A 14,758-nucleotide genomic window follows, 5' to 3' on the forward strand; every position below is an offset into this window, starting at 1 on the left:
ATACATCTCCGCGCGGGGGGTGCAGCCCCCCATGCGGTGTATCTCCACGTTGGGGGGTGCGTCACCGCGCGGTCTGCCCCGGCCGTGTCGCGCCGCGACACGAAACGGGGTCCGCGGCGAAGAGAGGAGGTCAGGCGCGGCGGATCGTGATGTCGCCCTCGTGGCTGCGGGCGCGGATCTCGACCGTCTCCTCGAACCCCTCCGGCCCCTCGCGGGCCTCCAGGGTGTTGACCAGCCGCCCCTCCGCCGTGCTCACATCCAGCAGCGCCGCCGTGCCCTGGCGGATGCCGACCTCCAGGTCGCCGCCGGTGCTCGTCAGCACCACGGTGCCGCGCCGCACCTGCCCGATGCGCACGCTGCCGTACACCGTCTTGGCCTCGACGTCGCCGCCGGCGCGCTCGACTCGCATGTCGCCGTGCACGCCGGTCAGCCGCAGGTCGCCGGTGACCTCGCCGATGGCGCACTCGCCGTCGTCGTTGCTGATGACGGCGCTGCCGTCGATCTCGTGGATCCTGACCTCGCCGGAGCCGGTGGTGATCTCGGCGCGGCCGTGGGCGCGGTCGACGGAGATCTCGCCGCTGTCGGTGGTCAGGCGGACCGCGCCGGCCTGGTCGAGGCGGATGTCGCCGTAGTCGGTACGCAGCCGGACCTCGCCCAGCCGCCCGGTGCAGTGGAACTCCCCGGCCATCGCCTCACCCTGCACGTGTGAGCCGGTCGGCACCTCGATCGTCACGCTGGGTGAGGGCTGCCCCCATTCGCCCAGCATGCGTACCAGCCGGGACAGGCTCCAGCCGGGCCGGCTGCCGACGGTGGCGGCCGCCTGCCGTGCCACGCCGGACAGGCCCGGGTCGTGCGGCGCGGCGGAGACCACCAGGGTGGCGCCGTCGTAGACGGCCTGGACCTCGCCCTCCTGCTCGCCGTCGCCCGGCCGCACGTCGAGTACGGTGTCGGTGCGGTCACTGGCGATGATCTTGACGTCGCCGCCGGGCAGGTCGATCCTGACCGTGATCGGCTCGGGCGTGTCGAACGTCGGCATGGCAAACCTCCTGAAGATGCTGGTGTGGACCGCTCAGCCGACCCAGCCGCTGTAGCGGCGCCCGCCGGCGGCGGGGCGGCGCGGGCCGCGGCGGGCGGCCGGCTCGAACGTGGCGGCGACGGCGCGCACGAGCCAGGTGTTGACCGACAGGCCCTCCTGGCGCGCGGCCTCCTCGATCTGGCCTTTGAGCTGCTCGGGCAGGCGGAAGTTGATGCGCGCGGTGCCGCCGTCCTTGCCCGCCGCGACGGGCGGTTCCGCCTCTTCCCCGGGGGGCCGGTCGAAGTCGTGCTCGGCGGGGGAGCGGGTCAGGACGAAGGCGGGGTCGCCGCGGCGCAGGCGCACCTCCACCGAGCCGGGCGCCAGCTCGCGGGTGATCTCGTCGGCGGCCTCCGACAGCGCCTCCAGCAAGATCAGCCGCACCGAGGACTCCAGGGGCGCGGCGAGCCGCTCGGCCAGCGCGACCGCCTCCTCGCCGCCGCCCTGTGCGGCGACGGCCAGCTCCCGGCGGAGCCGGTCGGCGTACGACGTGAGATCCATGACGCCACTATGGCGCCAATTCGACGCCAGCACAAGCCAGAATGGCATCAGGACAAAAGGGCGTTAACCTGCCCACGTGATTGCTTTTCATCCCATGAGCACCATGAACCCCACCAGCGCCGCCGACCTCGCACGCGTCACCGCCTGGACCGTGCGCGAGCCCGTCGGCTGGATCGACGCCGAGCGCTACCGGGCCGACCTGGCCGAGGGCATGTACCGCCCGGAATGGACGTGGATCGCCGAGGACACCGCCGGCCGCATGGTGGGCCGCGCGCTGTGGTGGGGACCGGCCGCCGCCCCGCACCCGGTCGCGCTCGACTGCCTGGACGTCGACCCCGCGGCACCCGAGCGCACGGCGATCGCCGCCCGGCTGATCGGCGCCGCGCTGGCGTCCATCCCGGGCCCGGTGACGTACACCATCAAGGCCGTCGGCGGCTGGCGCGAGGAGCCCGCCACCGCGGCCGCCGTGGGCTGGCGGCGCGCCGCCGCGCACGCCGCCGGGCTGAGGCGCGAGGTGGAACGGCTGCAGTTCGCCTGGACCCCCGAGGCCGGCGTGCCCGCCGCCACCGGCGCGCTGCGCTTCACCGAGGCCGCCGACGAGGAGTTCCTGGCCGTGTTCGAGCGCATCGCCGAGGGCAGCCTGGACGCGCAGACCCGCGCGAGCGTCGCGGCCAAGGGCGCCCGCGCCGGCGCCCGCGAGGAGATGGACTTCTACCTGAACGCGCCGGGGCAGCGGCACTGGTGGCGCCTGGCCCGCACCCCCGACGGGCAGGTGGCGGGCATGGCGATCCCGTCGGCCACGCCGTACCACGTCAATGTGGGTTATCTCGGCGTGGTGCCGCAGCTGCGCGGGCGCGGCTACGTCGATGAGATCCTCGGCGAGATCACCCGCCTGCACGCCGGCAACGGCGCCCCGCGCATCACCGCCACCACCGACCTGGCCAACGCCCCCATGGCCGCCGCCTTCCGGCGGGCCGGCTACCAGGTCACCGAAATCCGGCTGAATCTCTCCAGCTGACCTGCCACTGTGGAGGCCATGGATCTCAGCGACGCCACGAAGCTGGCCCGAGCCCTCGAAGAGCTTCTCCGGGACGCCCACCACGAGATCAACCAGTCCAAGCCCACCCCCGAACTGGTCGCCCGCGTCACCGGCCACCTGGGCAGCCCGCTGCGGCACATCGCCAACGTGATCGCCTCCTTCCCCGCCTGGGAGCACGTCAACCTCCAGCGCGGCATCGACGCCTACCTGGCCGAACACGCCCCGCAAGCCCAGTGGTTCGGCATCGCCGGCCAGGGCCGCGAGCACGAGGACTTCGTCAACATGCTCGCCAGCGCCGCCCGCGGCTACGAACGCTTCGAACCCGGCGCCGTCGACTACACCACCGCGCCCATCGGCCCCGACGAGAGCGTCGAAGTCATCGCGCTCGGCCTGATCCTGGCCCGCTCACCCGACGGCCGGCCGGTCGTCATCGGGCTGCGCGGCCCGCAGCAGCACGGCCCGCCCAAGAGCAACGTCGTCGTCCTGGCCACCGACCGCACCATCGCCACCCGCACCCGCGAGGCGATCGAAGCGCACATGCGCGCCCACGACATCTACCGCGGCCAGATCCTGTCGTTCGAATGGAGCGAGCACCGCGGCAACGACCTGGTCACCTTCCTGCCCCGCCCCCAGGTGAGCGCCGAGCAGGTCGTCCTGCCCGAGGGCGTACTGCACAGCATCGAACGCCACATCATCGGGATCGGCGAGCACGCCGTACGGCTGCGCGAGCACGGCCAGCACCTCAAACGCGGCCTGCTGCTGCACGGCCCGCCCGGCACCGGCAAGACCCACACCGCCCGCTACCTGATGGGCCGCATGCGCCAGTGCACCGTCATCGTGATGACCGGCTCGGCGATCAGGTTCGTCACCCAGGCGGCGGGCCTGGCCAGGCGGCTGCAGCCGGCGATCGTCATCCTGGAGGACGTCGACCTGGTGGCCCGCGACCGCTCCTACACCGAGGACGGCAACCCGCTGCTGTTCGCGCTGCTGGACGCCATGGACGGCGTGGGCGCCGACGCCGACGTCACCTTCGTGCTCACCACCAACCGCGCCGACGTGCTGGAGCGCGCGCTGGCCGACCGTCCCGGCCGCGTGGACCTGGCGGTGCGCATCCCCAAGCCGGACGCCGCCGGCCGGCGGGAACTGCTGCGCCTGTACGCGCGCGACCTGCGCCTGGAGGCCGACCTGGAGCCGATCGTGGAGCGCACCGACGGCGCGACCGCCTCGTTCTTCAAGGAACTGCTGCGCCGGGCCGTCCTGATCGCGCTACCGCAGGCCGAGGCCGTCACCACGCTCACCGGCGAGCACCTCGGCCGGGCGCTGGAGGAGATGCTGGATGAGCGCCAGACGCTCACCCGGGCGCTGCTCGGCTCCGGCGAACGCGTGCACGAGGGCGAGGAGGCCGACCTGTTCGACACCCCGGCCCCGATGTTCGGGCCCGGCGTGCACCTGCACGGCCCCTGACCCCGACGGCTACACCAGCGCCAGCTGCGCCGCCTTGGGCGTGAGCGGGGCCGGGGGAGCGGGGGCGCCGAAGTCCAGGTGGTAGGCCCGGCACAACTGCTCGATCTGGCCGAGGATGCGCTGCTCGTAGCCCGGCGCCGGCAACCCGGCCGGATCGTAGAGCTCCTCGTAGCGCTCGGCCAGAGCGGGATGGGCCCGCCGCAACCAGGTCATGTACCAGGCGCGGGTGGCCGGAGGCAGGCGCAGCACGATCGCCTCCACCCCGCCCGCGCCACTGGCCGCGATCCTGCGCACGGTGGCGCCCAGCTGGTCGGCGGCGTCGCTCAGCAGCGGCAGCACCGGCGCCATCAGCACCCGGCACGCCACCCCGGCCTCCACCAGCGCCGCCACCAGCTCCAGGCGGGCCTGCGCCCCGGGCGCGCCCGGCTCGACCGCCCGCCGGATGCGCTCGTCGACGAACGCGATCGAGACCGCCACCCGCGCGCCGGCCGCCGCCAGCATCTCGGCGTCGCGCAGCACCAGCGAGCTCTTGGTGTAGACGGTGAACGGCACGCCCGCATCCCGCAGCGCCGCCACCACGCCCGGCATCAGCCGGTAGGTGCGCTCGGCCTCCTGGTAGCAGTCGCCGCTCAGCCCCACCGCGACCGGCGCGCCGTCGAAACGCTCCAGCTCCGCCCGCAGCCGCGCCACCGCGTTGGCCTTGACCACGATCCGGGTGTCGAAGTCGCGCCCGGCGTCCATCCCGAGCTTGCGATGCCCGGCGCGGGCGCCGCAGCCGCGGCAGGCATGGGCGCAGCCACGATAGGGGGAGATGCCCCACTGCTGGGCGATGCCCGCGGCCGGCGGCACCCGCTCGATCATGGTGCGGGCCTGGGTCTCGTAGAAGCCGCCGCGCAGCACCGCACGCCGTTCGATCAGCGGCTTGTGCTCGCCGGCCTCGAGTAGCGAAAGCGCGTCCCACTCCACGAGCCCAAGTGGAACACGTATTCGACTGTGTTGGCAAGCGCATCCGCCCCATCTAAACTGGCACAGACGTACCACTTTTTGGAAGGGCTCCACCCCCATGGCCTGGCTCCTGCTCGCCCTCGCCATCGCCAGCGAGATCGCCGCGACCTCCGCACTCAAACTCGCCAACGGCTTCACCCACCTCGGCTGGAGCATCCTCGTCATCGCCGGCTACGCCACCTCCTTCGCCCTGCTCGGCAAGGCCCTGCAACTCCAACTGGAGATGGGCACCGCCTACGCCATCTGGTCCGGCGCCGGCACCGCCGCCATCGCCCTCATCGGCTTCGCGTTCATGGGCGAGAGCCTGTCCCCGCTCAAGATCGGCGGTATCGTGCTCATCATCGCCGGCGTCGTCGTCCTCAACCTCGCGGGAACGCATTGACCAAAAAACCCCAGGCCCGCGCCACCCAGCGCCGCACCGCCCTGCTCAACGCCGCCGTCGACCTGCTCACCGAGAACGGCTTCGCCGCCCTGACCCACCGCGCCGTCGCCCACCGCGCCGCCCTGCCCCTGGCGGCCACCACCTACTACTTCGCCTCCCGCGACGACCTGCTCGCCGAAGCCTTCACCCACCTGGTCGAACGCGAACTCGGCCACCTGCGCGCCCACGGCCTGCCCGGCCTGGCCGACGACCTGGCCAACGCCGACCGCCCCCACCAGCTCGGCCTGTGGGAACTGTACGTCCACGCCGGCCGCGACCCCGCCCTGCAAACGATCGCCCGCCGCTGGAGCGACGGCTGCCTCGCCGTCACCGCCGACCACCTCGGCCTGCCCCCCGCCCACCCCCGCGCCCGCCTGCTCTACGCCACCGTCTGCGCCCTGTGGCTGGAACACGTCGTCGAACAACGCCCCCTCGACGACCTGCGCACCCTGCTGGCCCTCGCACTGGAAAACGCCTCGCGTCCCGAATGACCGATGCCTACACTGCGTCCGTGCTCAAACCCACCTACCCGATCACCACCGAACGCCTCACCCTGCGCGGATTCACCCCCGGCGACCTCCACGACCTGCACGCCTACGAATCCCTGCCCGAGGTCGCCCGCTACCTCTACTGGGAACCCCGCGACCTCGACACCACCCGCGCCTTCCTCGACAAGAAGATCGCCCGCACCGCCCTGCTCGACGAAGGCGAAGCCATCGACCTGGCCATCACCCTCACCGAGACCGGCGAACTCGTCGGCAACTGCGTCCTGATCTGGACCAGCAAACAACACCGCCAAGGCGAGATCGGCTACGTCCTGCACCCCCGCTTCCACGGCCGCGGCTACGCCGCCGAAGCCACCCGCCCCCTGCTCGGCCTCGGCTTCGACTACCTCGGCCTGCACCGCATCGTCGGCCGCCTCGACGCCCGCAACCGCGCCTCCGCCCGCGTCCTGGAAAAACTCGGCATGCGCCACGAGGCCCACCTCATCGACAACGAGTACGTCAAGGGACAATGGGCCTCCGAAGCCGTCTACGCCATGCTCGCCCGCGAATGGCAGAACCCATGACCACCTGGCACACCCTGTGGGACGCCCGCCCCGGCTGGCTCAACACCGCCAGCTACGGCCTGCCACCCCGCCAGGCCTACACCGAACTGCAGACCGTCCTGGACCAATGGCGCCACGGCAGCAGCGACTGGAAACCCTGGGACGACAGCGTCGGCCGCGCCCGCACCGCCTTCGCCCACCTCATCGGCGCACCCCCAGCCGACATCACCATCAGCTCCACCGCCTCCCAGATCACCTCCACCATCGCCACCGCCCTGCCCGAACGCGCCCGCGTCCTGGTCCCCGACATCGAGTTCACCAGCAACGTCTTCCCCTGGGCCGTCGCCGCCGACGTACAGACCGCACCCGCCGACCGCCTGGCCGAACACATCACCCCCGCCACCACCGCCGTCGCCTTCAGCCTCGTCCAGTCGGCCACCGGCCAGCGCGCCCCCCTGGCCGACATCATCGCGGCCGCCCGCGAGCACGACACCCTCGTCATCACCGACGCCAGCCAGGCCTGCGGATGGCTGCCGATCACCCTCGACGGCATCGACGCCCTGGTCTGCGCCGCCTACAAATGGCTCATGGCCCCCCGCGGCGCCGCCTTCGGCTACCTGTCACCCCGCCTGCGCGCACGCATGCGCCCCCTGGCCGCCAACTGGTACAGCGCCCCCGACCCCGCCACCGCCTTCTACGGCATGCCCCTGCGCGTGGCCGGCGACGCCCGCGCCTTCGACCTGTCACCGGCCTGGTTCTGCTACGTCGGCGCCGCCCCCGCCCTCGAACTGCTCACCACCCTCGGCGTACAGGCCGTCGGCGCGCACAACCTCGCCCTGGCCAACCACGTCCGCACCGGACTCGGCCGGCCCCCCGGCGACAGCCCCATCCTGTCCCTGCCGGCCGACCCCGCCCGCCTGGCCGCCGCCGGCATCACCGCCGCCACCCGCGCCGGCAACGCCCGCCTGTCCTTCCACGCCTACAACACCCTCGCCGACGCCGAACGCGCCCTGGAGGCCCTGTCATGATCCTGCACCTGGCCCTGGCCGCCGACTGGCACGCCACCGGACCCGCCGGCTACCAGGTCTCCACCCTCGGCAAAACCCTGCAGGAAGTCGGCTTCATCCACTGCAGCCACGACCACACCCAGCTCGACCAGGTCGCCAACACCTTCTACGCCGCCGTCACCGAACCGCTGCTGGTCCTGCACATCGACCCCACCGGCCTGGACGTGCGCGAAGAAGACGGCTTCCCCCACCTGTACGGCCCCCTGCCCACCGCCAGCGTCACCGCCACCCACCCCTACTCTCCGGTACGGCCGGCGTAAGAGACCCGGAACCGACTAGGGCTTGCGCCAGATGATGGTGTAGCGCAGCAGCAGATGACGGCGGAAACGCGAGCCGGGCAAGATCTCCGCCGCGAGCTCCCGCATCTGCGGATAGGTCACCGGCGGCGGCCACACCATGGGCGAGGGATGCACCCAGTGACCCTTCACCGCACGATGCGCCATACCCACCGCCATGCCGGCGAGGGTACGCGGCAGATCCCCGGGCATCGTAGTACGGGCCAGGCCGACGACGGCCACCACGCCGCCGGGACGCAGCAGCTCACGCATCCGGGCCAGCCCCGCGGCGGCGTCCATGTGATGCAGGGTGGCGACCGAGGCGATCACGTCGAAGGAAGCCGGCTCGAACGGATGCGTGAGGAAGTCGCCGACGATGTAGTCGATCTCCCCGGGCTGCCGGCGGGCCAGATCGATGCTGGGCGCGTCCAGGTCGATCCCGGTCACCTGCGGCACGCGGCGCCGCAACTCGCGGGCGAGCATGCCCTCGCCGCAGCCCACGTCGAGAGCACGCCGGGCATCACGGGGGAGCGCGCCCAGGACACGGGGATGGAAATGGATGTTGTGGTTCCACCGCCTGCCATTCGTCGCCGTCATGCGATCATCCTGCCGGACGAACGGCGACGATCTCCGGCATTCCGCAACAACGCCTTGCGCCGTAACTCTATCTAGATAGATATTGGGGTCATGGCACCCGCACGACGCCCCTCACGCCAGACCGCCGCCGTCCTCACCGCCCTCGCCGGCAAAGGCAGCGACTGGAGCCACGGCTACGACCTGTGCCGCACCCTCGACCTGAAGGCAGGCACCGTCTACCCCATCCTCATCCGCCTGGCCGAACGCGAACTCGTCGAGACCGCCTGGGAAAACGAACCGCCCCGCGGACGCCCCGCCCGCCACCTGTACCGGCTCACCACCGCCGGCGCCGAACTCGCCCGCACCCTCACCACACCGGCGCCCACCCGCGACGGCACCACCGCACCCAGCGCCACCCGGCTCGCGCCCGGGACCACCTGACCCCGGCCCGCCCCGCCGTTCGGAGGGACCCCAATGCTCCCCGCACTCCTCCTGGCCGTCCTCGCACCCGCGCCCCTGCTGGCCCTCGTCGTGCTCACGACCCGCCTGCGCGACGCCCGCCTGCGCGACGCCCGCCTGCGCGAGGCCCGCCTGCGCGAGGCCCGACGCCAAGCAGACACCGGCGCGCACCCCGCCCGCGCCGCCTGGCGAGCCGGCACCACACGCCCCATCTGGCCCGCCCTGGCAGCCATCGCCCTCACCGCCGCCACCCTCACCGCCGGCCTGGAGCACACCTACCTCGCCGCACTCACCCACGGCCCGGCCTGGGGCTTCGACGTGGTCCTCACCACCCTCATGCTCGCCCTGCTCGCCGCCATCGCATGCGCCGTCCTCGCCGGCCTGACCGCCGCCGCAGTCGGCCGCGCCCGCGGCTTCGGCGCCGGAACCATCGCCGGCCTGCTCACCCTCACGGCCGTCGCCGCCGGTACGGCCGCCGCCCACCTACCCCTGCGCGCCGCCCACCTGACCGAACCCGGCACCTTCCCCACACCCGCCCACCTCGGCGACGGCGACCTGCTCCTGCCCTTCGACGCCTTCCTCGCCGCCCTGCTCTGGGCCCTGCCCTGGCCCATCCTGGGAGCCGCACTCGCCACCCGCGCCACCAGCCGCCGGCACCCGACCGGCGACCTCTGGCACCTCCTGCTCGACCTGGCCACCACCGACCTGCCACCCAACCGCACCCCCTGGGGCGCCGCCCTCCGCGCCGAACTCGCCACCATCGACCCACCCGCCCAGCGCCGCCGCTTCGCCCTCGGCGGAATATGGACCATCCTGCGCACCGCAGCACCCCACCGCGCCTGGATACCCGCCACCGCAGTGGCCCTCCTCACCGCGAGCGGATCATTCGCCGCCTCACGATGGTCCCTGGCACACGACCGCGGCGGCATCCTCGACTTCTGGATGACCGCACCCGCCCTCCTGCTCCTCGCCGTCGCCCTCACCACCGCACGCCGGAGCCGATCCTTCGCCACCGGCCTGCGCGCCACAGCCCCCGCCACCCTCGCCGCCCTGATCGCGGTCCTCGCCGTCGGCATCCCCGAAGCCCTCCACTGGGCCGACCGGCGAGCCGGATACCTGACCACCGGCGACGCCCTACCCCCCACCTGGCAAGCGGCCGTCCTCGACGTGGTACGCCCCGAATTCCTCATCGGCATGATCGCCTTCTGGACAGCCGCCACCATCGGCGGCGCCGCCCTCGGCACCGCCCTGGCCCGCCCCCACACCCCCGGCACCACCGCCCGCACCACCCCCTGACCCCCGCCCCGCCGAAACCCCCGATCAGCCCCCGAAAACAGCGGCCCGATGCGCACACGTGAACGCCGCCAGCCCCTCCACCAGCTCACGCACCACGCAAGCGCCCACCTTCCCGCCCGCTCCCATCATCACAACATCGGGGGACAGGTCAGTCCGTACTCCACGAACGCAACTTGTGCGGATTACGCACACCCCAGATCCGCTGAATCCGATCACCGGCGACCTCGAACGCCATCACCACCACCGTCACCCCGTCCTGCACCGCCACCAGACCAGGCTGCCCATTGACCGTCCGCTCCACCACCGACATCCCCGGAACCAGCCGCGCGATCTCCACGATGTAGCCCGCGATCGCCGCCGCACCCTCCACCGGACGCAACGCCGCACTCACCACACCGCCACCATCACCCACCGCCATCGCATCCGGCGCCAGCAACCCGAGCAACGCCTCGATGTCCTGCGCCTCCCACGCCCGCTTGAACTCCCGCACCACATCCGCCTGCCGCCCCACCGCCGCACGCGGCACCCGCGCCTCCCGCACCCGCCGCCGCGCCGAAGAAGCCAGCTGACGGCACGCCGCCGGACTCCGCCCGACAATCTCACCCACCTCGGCAAACGAATACCGGAACACATCGTGCAAGATGAACGCCACCCGCTCCGCCGGCGTCATCGACTCCAGCACCACGAGAAACGCCATGTTCAGCGACTCATCCAGCGTCACCCGATCCGCCGGATCAACCACCGCGCCACCCAGCCGCCCCGCCGCCCAATCCGGACGATCCGGCAACGGCTCCGGAAGCCACTCACCCACATAGCTCTCCCGCCGCACCCGCGCGGAACCCAGCACATCCAGGCAGATACGGCTGGCCACCTTCGTCAGCCACGCCCCCGGAGACTCGATCGCCTCCTGCCGCTCCCGCGACATCGCATACCAGCGCACATACGTCTCCTGCACCACATCCTCGGCATCAGCAAGCGACCCCAGCAGCCGATACGCCAAATTGATCAACTGCCGCCGCTCACTCATGATCGCGCTCAGGCTCGGATCGATAGAGCTGCTCATAGGATCCCCGACTTCCTCAGATGGCCGTGCCGTCACCCCTACGACGAAACACCACCACCAAATGTGAGGTCACACCGGCACCTCACAAACCGCCCGCCCACCTCGTCGAACGACCATGACCACACTCAGCACCCTCACCGGCGCCTACACCCTCGACCCCACCCGCACCCGCATCGGCTTCACCGCCCGCCACACCATGGCCACCCGCGTCCACGGACACTTCACCTCATTCGACGCCCACGCCTACCTCGACGGCGAAACCCCCGCCAACACCACCATCGACCTCACCATCCACACCCACAGCCTCAACACCCACAACCCCCAACGCGACCAGCACCTGCGCACCCACTTCCTCGGCCTGGCCGACCACCCCACCATCACCCTGACCACCACCGGCGTACGGCAGCGCACCCCCACCAGCTTCGCCCTCACCGCCGACCTCACCATCCGCGGCACCACCCGGCCCATCACCCTGGACCTCCACTACCGCCTCACCGACGACGGCCCCCGCCTCAAAACCGCCCTCACCGTCAACCGCCACGACTGGCACGTCAACTGGAACGCCGCCACCACCCTCATGGTCAGCCCCCACGTGACCCTCGAACTCGACGCCATCGCCACCCGCACTCCCTGACCCCATCAGTGCGCGCGCACCCGCTCCAACGGCTCACCCGCCAGCCGCGCCGCCACCACCCCCGCACCCCCGGAGCCACCCCCGACACCTCGGCCCAAGCCGCCCGCGACATCACCCGGCACCTCACCGAAGCCGGATACACCCACCCACGCGTCGAAACCCTCGACCTCACCCCGCCCGCCGTATGCGTCCTGGCCATCCGCCCCTGACACCCACACGACGCCCCTACGATCACCCCATGCCCGACACCCGCGCCCACGCCCAGCACTTCGCCGACACCTGGCAACACGGCTGGACCCACCACGACGCCGACGCCATCCTCACCCTCTACGCCGACGACGCCGTCCACACCCCCATGCCCTTCCGCCCACCCCACCGCGGAAAAGCAGAGATCGCCGAATACATCCACCGATCCTTCGCCGAAGAACACGCACCCCGCGCACACTTCAACCCACCCATGGTGGACGGCAACCACGCCGCCATCGAATACCGCGTCACCGACGGCGACCACACCCTGGCCGGCTGCGTCTTCATCACCTTCGACAGCGACGGCCGCGCCCTAGAAACCAGGGACTACTGGCACGAGGCCTAACCCCGCACCCGCGCCACCGGGGGAGCACCCACCGGAGCCGGAGCAGGAGCCACAGGCACCGGCGCACCCGGCGCCGAACCCACCCGAACCGCCCGCACCGCCGGCTCGGCACGCTCCGCGCACCCACCCTGGCAATACCCGTTCGACACGATCAACCGCCCACGCGCCGCCGTATACGACTCACGACCCGACGCCGGCAGCACCCCCTGACACACCTGGCACAACACTTCGTTCCCCATGCGGGTCCCCTTCCGGACGCGTACCAGATATCCAGGGTAAGCGCACCAAAACCATCCAAGGCGGCATTTCAACGACTCGTCAAGATTCCTCGTCAACCCCCGCCACCGGAGCCAGCACCCCAGCAGAAGCGAAAAACCGCACCCGAGCAGGCACCCGACCACAGCGGCCGCGCCTGCGACAACCGCACAGACGGGTCCAGCAGGCCCGCCAGTGGGGGAGAAGCCACCCACCGGGCACAGGGAGTGAGGCCGCATGCCCGCGCACCGGAGCGGCGCGGGCATGCGGCAGCCGAGTCCGGGGGACCACCCCCCAGCGCCCCCACCGGGCCCGGAGCACACAAAGGACATTTCCGTGAATGTCCGAACAAGGCCATCTTTTACGGCCTTGCCCACCGATGGATCATCATGCCACAAGCCCGCCCCTGTCAATTCCCGACCAACACTTGAGATGGTGCAAATTTCGACAGTTGAACGCATGAATCCCCAGGCCACCCAGGCCATGGCGCGATTATCCGGATTGCGGTCAACCGCTTTAACGCTTCACGGGCAATCACTTTCCGGAAATTCACACAGGAATATGGCAGGCACGCAAAGAAATGAGATGACAGCCGACCGCCACCGGCCACCCGCGGGGGAGCGGGGCCTAACTCTCCTGCCACACCGCATTACCCCGTCGTTCACGATCGGCCGCCGGCACGCACCCGAGGCGACCGACACCATGAGTCACGACCACCCACACGCCGTACCGACCACACAGGCCGGGGCACCCGGACGCCAGAACTACCGGCTCGAACCGCTGGCTAGACCGCTCGGGCTCCTTGAGGAGCGGCGGGGCGCGCCGACACGAGGGCGCGGGCAAGGAGGGCGCGGGCAAGGAGGGCGCGCTGGGAGGAGGGTCAAGATCACGTTAACTTGACATAATGTACATTATCGAGCAAACGCTGATGATCGCCCCGGCCCGGGAAAACGCCACACAAGCCATCCTGCCGCAACACACCGCACCCACCACGAACCCGCGCCACGCCCAGAACGCGCCCAGGGCAAGTTCGGCGGGCGTTCGTGCATGATCTCGTCCGGCGCGGGCAGCACGCAGGCCATGTCGACAACGGCCCTCATCGCGCTCACCGGCGTCGTGACGGCCGGTGCCATCTGGCTCATCGTGCTGGCCGCCCGGCTCACCCGCCGCCCCCGCAACCGCCCCGCCCCCAGTGCCGACCTGGTCGACCAGGCGCTGGAGATGAAGGCGCTCGGGCAGTTGCAGGAGGCGGTCTTCCTGGTCCGTGGCGAGACCGGCATGAGCCATCGCGCCGCCGCACGCTTCGTCCGCCGCCTCTGAACCACCCGCCGCCAAATCACCACAAAATACGCTATACCGGACAGAAGGTGAATTCTGTCCGGTATAGCTAATGTGCTTGGAAAGCGGCCGTCACGGGGCCTTGTACTCCTGCGCCGGCCCGCAATAGCTGATGCCGACCGGGCTGTTGCTGTAGCGGCACACCTGCACCACGACGCGGTCGATCGAGCGCACGCCCGAGGCGTCGGACAGCGTCAGCGCGACCGGGACGGTGGCGTTGTCGGCCTTGACCTGCCCGCTGGCCACCTTGTCCGATCCGTGGTAGGCGCTGAAGCTGGCCCGGCTGTACATGCCGTCGGGCGCGCAGATGGAGAACTCGCGCTCGTCGGACAGGGTTCCGGCCACCTTGACCGTGGGCCTGATGACGGGGCCGGTCACCCATTCCAGGCTTCCCTCGGTGGAACCGCGCTTGCACGAGTCGCCGGAGTCGGCCGCGTACGGCACCGTCGCCGCCGCGGTGGCAGCGGCGGTGGCATTGGCGGTGGCATTGGCGGTGGCCGGCTGGGCGGTGAGCAGGCCTGTGGCGGCGACGGCCGCGAGCAGGAGCGGAACGCGTAGACGCATGACATCGACCTTCCGTGTGGGGGTCAGATCTGGGGCCCATCGTGTCGGAGGGGGCTTTTGATGTGCTTTTCCGCAGGGTGGGGCCACTC

General features: G+C 71.4%; 20 protein-coding genes. 14 read left to right on the plus strand and 6 right to left on the minus strand.

The features are described 5' to 3' along the window. Positions 1–130: 130 nt before the first annotated feature. On the minus strand, positions 131–1,036 hold the full coding sequence (locus tag ACFWYW_RS22460; protein ID WP_379626443.1) for a DUF4097 domain-containing protein: 906 nt from the start codon (positions 1,034–1,036) through the stop codon (positions 131–133). 33 nt (positions 1,037–1,069) lie between these two features. Continuing rightward, positions 1,070–1,573 (minus strand): hypothetical protein, encoded by a 504-nt coding sequence (locus tag ACFWYW_RS22465; RefSeq protein WP_379626441.1) that lies wholly within the window; start codon positions 1,571–1,573, stop codon positions 1,070–1,072. A 103-nt stretch (positions 1,574–1,676) separates the two neighbouring features. On the opposite strand from ACFWYW_RS22465, the gene ACFWYW_RS22470 reads away from it, so the two are divergent. After that, entirely contained in the window at positions 1,677–2,591 is a 915-nt protein-coding gene (locus ACFWYW_RS22470) for a GNAT family N-acetyltransferase (protein WP_379626439.1), read from the plus strand. 18 nt (positions 2,592–2,609) lie between these two features. Continuing rightward, the gene (locus tag ACFWYW_RS22475) at positions 2,610–4,076 is read left to right on the plus strand and encodes an AAA family ATPase (RefSeq protein WP_379626437.1); all 1,467 of its coding nucleotides are present in this window, start codon (positions 2,610–2,612) and stop codon (positions 4,074–4,076) included. 9 nt (positions 4,077–4,085) lie between these two features. On the opposite strand, the gene ACFWYW_RS22480 is transcribed toward ACFWYW_RS22475, so the two are convergent. Next, positions 4,086–5,042, minus strand: coding sequence for a radical SAM protein (locus ACFWYW_RS22480; protein WP_379626435.1), 957 nt, complete (start codon positions 5,040–5,042; stop codon positions 4,086–4,088). A gap of 97 nt (positions 5,043–5,139) precedes the next feature. Between ACFWYW_RS22480 and ACFWYW_RS22485 the strand changes: the two genes are divergently transcribed. The 5 genes from ACFWYW_RS22485 to ACFWYW_RS22505 are packed head-to-tail and all read left to right on the plus strand — an operon-like array spanning position 5,140 to position 7,877. After that, positions 5,140–5,463 carry a DMT family transporter gene (locus ACFWYW_RS22485; RefSeq protein ID WP_379626433.1) on the plus strand — a complete coding sequence of 108 codons (324 nt, stop codon included), beginning with the start codon at positions 5,140–5,142 and terminating at the stop codon, positions 5,461–5,463. Continuing rightward, positions 5,460–5,993 carry a TetR/AcrR family transcriptional regulator gene (locus tag ACFWYW_RS22490; protein ID WP_379626431.1) on the plus strand — a complete coding sequence of 178 codons (534 nt, stop codon included), beginning with the start codon at positions 5,460–5,462 and terminating at the stop codon, positions 5,991–5,993. The genes ACFWYW_RS22485 and ACFWYW_RS22490 overlap by 4 nt, the downstream gene beginning before the upstream one ends. Before the next feature lie 20 nt (positions 5,994–6,013). Then, complete coding sequence (locus tag ACFWYW_RS22495) at positions 6,014–6,571, plus strand: GNAT family N-acetyltransferase (protein ID WP_379626429.1); 558 nt, start codon at positions 6,014–6,016, stop codon at positions 6,569–6,571. Further along, positions 6,568–7,578, plus strand: coding sequence for an aminotransferase class V-fold PLP-dependent enzyme (locus tag ACFWYW_RS22500; RefSeq protein WP_379626427.1), 1,011 nt, complete (start codon positions 6,568–6,570; stop codon positions 7,576–7,578). Before ACFWYW_RS22495 ends, ACFWYW_RS22500 begins: the two co-directional genes overlap by 4 nt. Then, the gene (locus ACFWYW_RS22505; RefSeq protein ID WP_379626425.1) at positions 7,575–7,877 is read left to right on the plus strand and encodes a DUF952 domain-containing protein; all 303 of its coding nucleotides are present in this window, start codon (positions 7,575–7,577) and stop codon (positions 7,875–7,877) included. The genes ACFWYW_RS22500 and ACFWYW_RS22505 overlap by 4 nt, the downstream gene beginning before the upstream one ends. Before the next feature lie 15 nt (positions 7,878–7,892). Here the strand turns inward: ACFWYW_RS22505 and ACFWYW_RS22510 are convergent, their stop codons facing one another. Beyond that, positions 7,893–8,489 carry a class I SAM-dependent methyltransferase gene (locus tag ACFWYW_RS22510; RefSeq protein WP_379626423.1) on the minus strand — a complete coding sequence of 199 codons (597 nt, stop codon included), beginning with the start codon at positions 8,487–8,489 and terminating at the stop codon, positions 7,893–7,895. Between the two features lie 90 nt (positions 8,490–8,579). Here ACFWYW_RS22510 and ACFWYW_RS22515 point away from each other — a divergent pair, with 90 nt between their 5' ends. Both ACFWYW_RS22515 and ACFWYW_RS22520 read left to right on the plus strand, forming a co-directional pair. After that, entirely contained in the window at positions 8,580–8,909 is a 330-nt protein-coding gene (locus ACFWYW_RS22515) for a PadR family transcriptional regulator (RefSeq protein ID WP_379626421.1), read from the plus strand. Positions 8,910–8,942: 33 nt separating this feature from the next. Then, positions 8,943–10,223, plus strand: coding sequence for a hypothetical protein (locus tag ACFWYW_RS22520; protein ID WP_379626419.1), 1,281 nt, complete (start codon positions 8,943–8,945; stop codon positions 10,221–10,223). A 148-nt stretch (positions 10,224–10,371) separates the two neighbouring features. On the opposite strand, the gene sigJ is transcribed toward ACFWYW_RS22520, so the two are convergent. Next, positions 10,372–11,286 (minus strand): RNA polymerase sigma factor SigJ, encoded by a 915-nt coding sequence (gene sigJ, locus ACFWYW_RS22525; protein WP_379626417.1) that lies wholly within the window; start codon positions 11,284–11,286, stop codon positions 10,372–10,374. A 115-nt stretch (positions 11,287–11,401) separates the two neighbouring features. On the opposite strand from sigJ, the gene ACFWYW_RS22530 reads away from it, so the two are divergent. The 5 genes from ACFWYW_RS22530 (at position 11,402) to ACFWYW_RS22550 (ending at position 14,087) form a co-directional block, all read left to right on the plus strand. After that, on the plus strand, positions 11,402–11,920 hold the full coding sequence (locus ACFWYW_RS22530) for a YceI family protein (RefSeq protein ID WP_379626415.1): 519 nt from the start codon (positions 11,402–11,404) through the stop codon (positions 11,918–11,920). An 8-nt stretch (positions 11,921–11,928) separates the two neighbouring features. Next, on the plus strand, positions 11,929–12,129 hold the full coding sequence (locus ACFWYW_RS22535) for a hypothetical protein (RefSeq protein WP_379626413.1): 201 nt from the start codon (positions 11,929–11,931) through the stop codon (positions 12,127–12,129). Positions 12,130–12,158: 29 nt separating this feature from the next. Then, entirely contained in the window at positions 12,159–12,512 is a 354-nt protein-coding gene (locus ACFWYW_RS22540) for a nuclear transport factor 2 family protein (protein ID WP_379626411.1), read from the plus strand. 1,159 nt (positions 12,513–13,671) lie between these two features. Next, positions 13,672–13,818: a hypothetical protein gene (locus tag ACFWYW_RS22545; RefSeq protein ID WP_379626409.1), complete on the plus strand. Its 147-nt coding sequence runs from the start codon at positions 13,672–13,674 to the stop codon at positions 13,816–13,818. 29 nt (positions 13,819–13,847) lie between these two features. Beyond that, positions 13,848–14,087 carry a hypothetical protein gene (locus ACFWYW_RS22550; RefSeq protein ID WP_379626407.1) on the plus strand — a complete coding sequence of 80 codons (240 nt, stop codon included), beginning with the start codon at positions 13,848–13,850 and terminating at the stop codon, positions 14,085–14,087. A gap of 90 nt (positions 14,088–14,177) precedes the next feature. Here ACFWYW_RS22550 and ACFWYW_RS22555 read toward each other — a convergent pair whose 3' ends face one another. After that, positions 14,178–14,669: a hypothetical protein gene (locus ACFWYW_RS22555; RefSeq protein WP_379626405.1), complete on the minus strand. Its 492-nt coding sequence runs from the start codon at positions 14,667–14,669 to the stop codon at positions 14,178–14,180. Between the last annotated feature and the right edge of the window lie 89 nt (positions 14,670–14,758).

The organism is Nonomuraea sp. NPDC059023, from assembly GCF_042740095.1.
Classification (GTDB): domain Bacteria; phylum Actinomycetota; class Actinomycetes; order Streptosporangiales; family Streptosporangiaceae; genus Nonomuraea.

What these genes read in the sequence shown, in the direction of transcription:
- ACFWYW_RS22460 (WP_379626443.1), bottom strand. Translation starts at nt 1,036, where the DNA reads ATGCCGACGTTCGACACGCCCGAGCCGATCACGGTCAGGATCGACCTG.
- ACFWYW_RS22465 (WP_379626441.1), bottom strand. Translation starts at nt 1,573, where the DNA reads ATGGATCTCACGTCGTACGCCGACCGGCTCCGCCGGGAGCTGGCCGTC.
- ACFWYW_RS22470 (WP_379626439.1), top strand. Translation starts at nt 1,677, where the DNA reads ATGAACCCCACCAGCGCCGCCGACCTCGCACGCGTCACCGCCTGGACC.
- ACFWYW_RS22475 (WP_379626437.1), top strand. Translation starts at nt 2,610, where the DNA reads ATGGATCTCAGCGACGCCACGAAGCTGGCCCGAGCCCTCGAAGAGCTT.
- ACFWYW_RS22485 (WP_379626433.1), top strand. Translation starts at nt 5,140, where the DNA reads ATGGCCTGGCTCCTGCTCGCCCTCGCCATCGCCAGCGAGATCGCCGCG.
- ACFWYW_RS22500 (WP_379626427.1), top strand. Translation starts at nt 6,568, where the DNA reads ATGACCACCTGGCACACCCTGTGGGACGCCCGCCCCGGCTGGCTCAAC.
- ACFWYW_RS22505 (WP_379626425.1), top strand. Translation starts at nt 7,575, where the DNA reads ATGATCCTGCACCTGGCCCTGGCCGCCGACTGGCACGCCACCGGACCC.
- ACFWYW_RS22510 (WP_379626423.1), bottom strand. Translation starts at nt 8,489, where the DNA reads ATGACGGCGACGAATGGCAGGCGGTGGAACCACAACATCCATTTCCAT.
- ACFWYW_RS22515 (WP_379626421.1), top strand. Translation starts at nt 8,580, where the DNA reads ATGGCACCCGCACGACGCCCCTCACGCCAGACCGCCGCCGTCCTCACC.
- ACFWYW_RS22520 (WP_379626419.1), top strand. Translation starts at nt 8,943, where the DNA reads ATGCTCCCCGCACTCCTCCTGGCCGTCCTCGCACCCGCGCCCCTGCTG.
- sigJ (WP_379626417.1), bottom strand. Translation starts at nt 11,286, where the DNA reads ATGAGCAGCTCTATCGATCCGAGCCTGAGCGCGATCATGAGTGAGCGG.
- ACFWYW_RS22530 (WP_379626415.1), top strand. Translation starts at nt 11,402, where the DNA reads ATGACCACACTCAGCACCCTCACCGGCGCCTACACCCTCGACCCCACC.
- ACFWYW_RS22540 (WP_379626411.1), top strand. Translation starts at nt 12,159, where the DNA reads ATGCCCGACACCCGCGCCCACGCCCAGCACTTCGCCGACACCTGGCAA.
- ACFWYW_RS22545 (WP_379626409.1), top strand. Translation starts at nt 13,672, where the DNA reads ATGTACATTATCGAGCAAACGCTGATGATCGCCCCGGCCCGGGAAAAC.
- ACFWYW_RS22550 (WP_379626407.1), top strand. Translation starts at nt 13,848, where the DNA reads ATGTCGACAACGGCCCTCATCGCGCTCACCGGCGTCGTGACGGCCGGT.
- ACFWYW_RS22555 (WP_379626405.1), bottom strand. Translation starts at nt 14,669, where the DNA reads ATGCGTCTACGCGTTCCGCTCCTGCTCGCGGCCGTCGCCGCCACAGGC.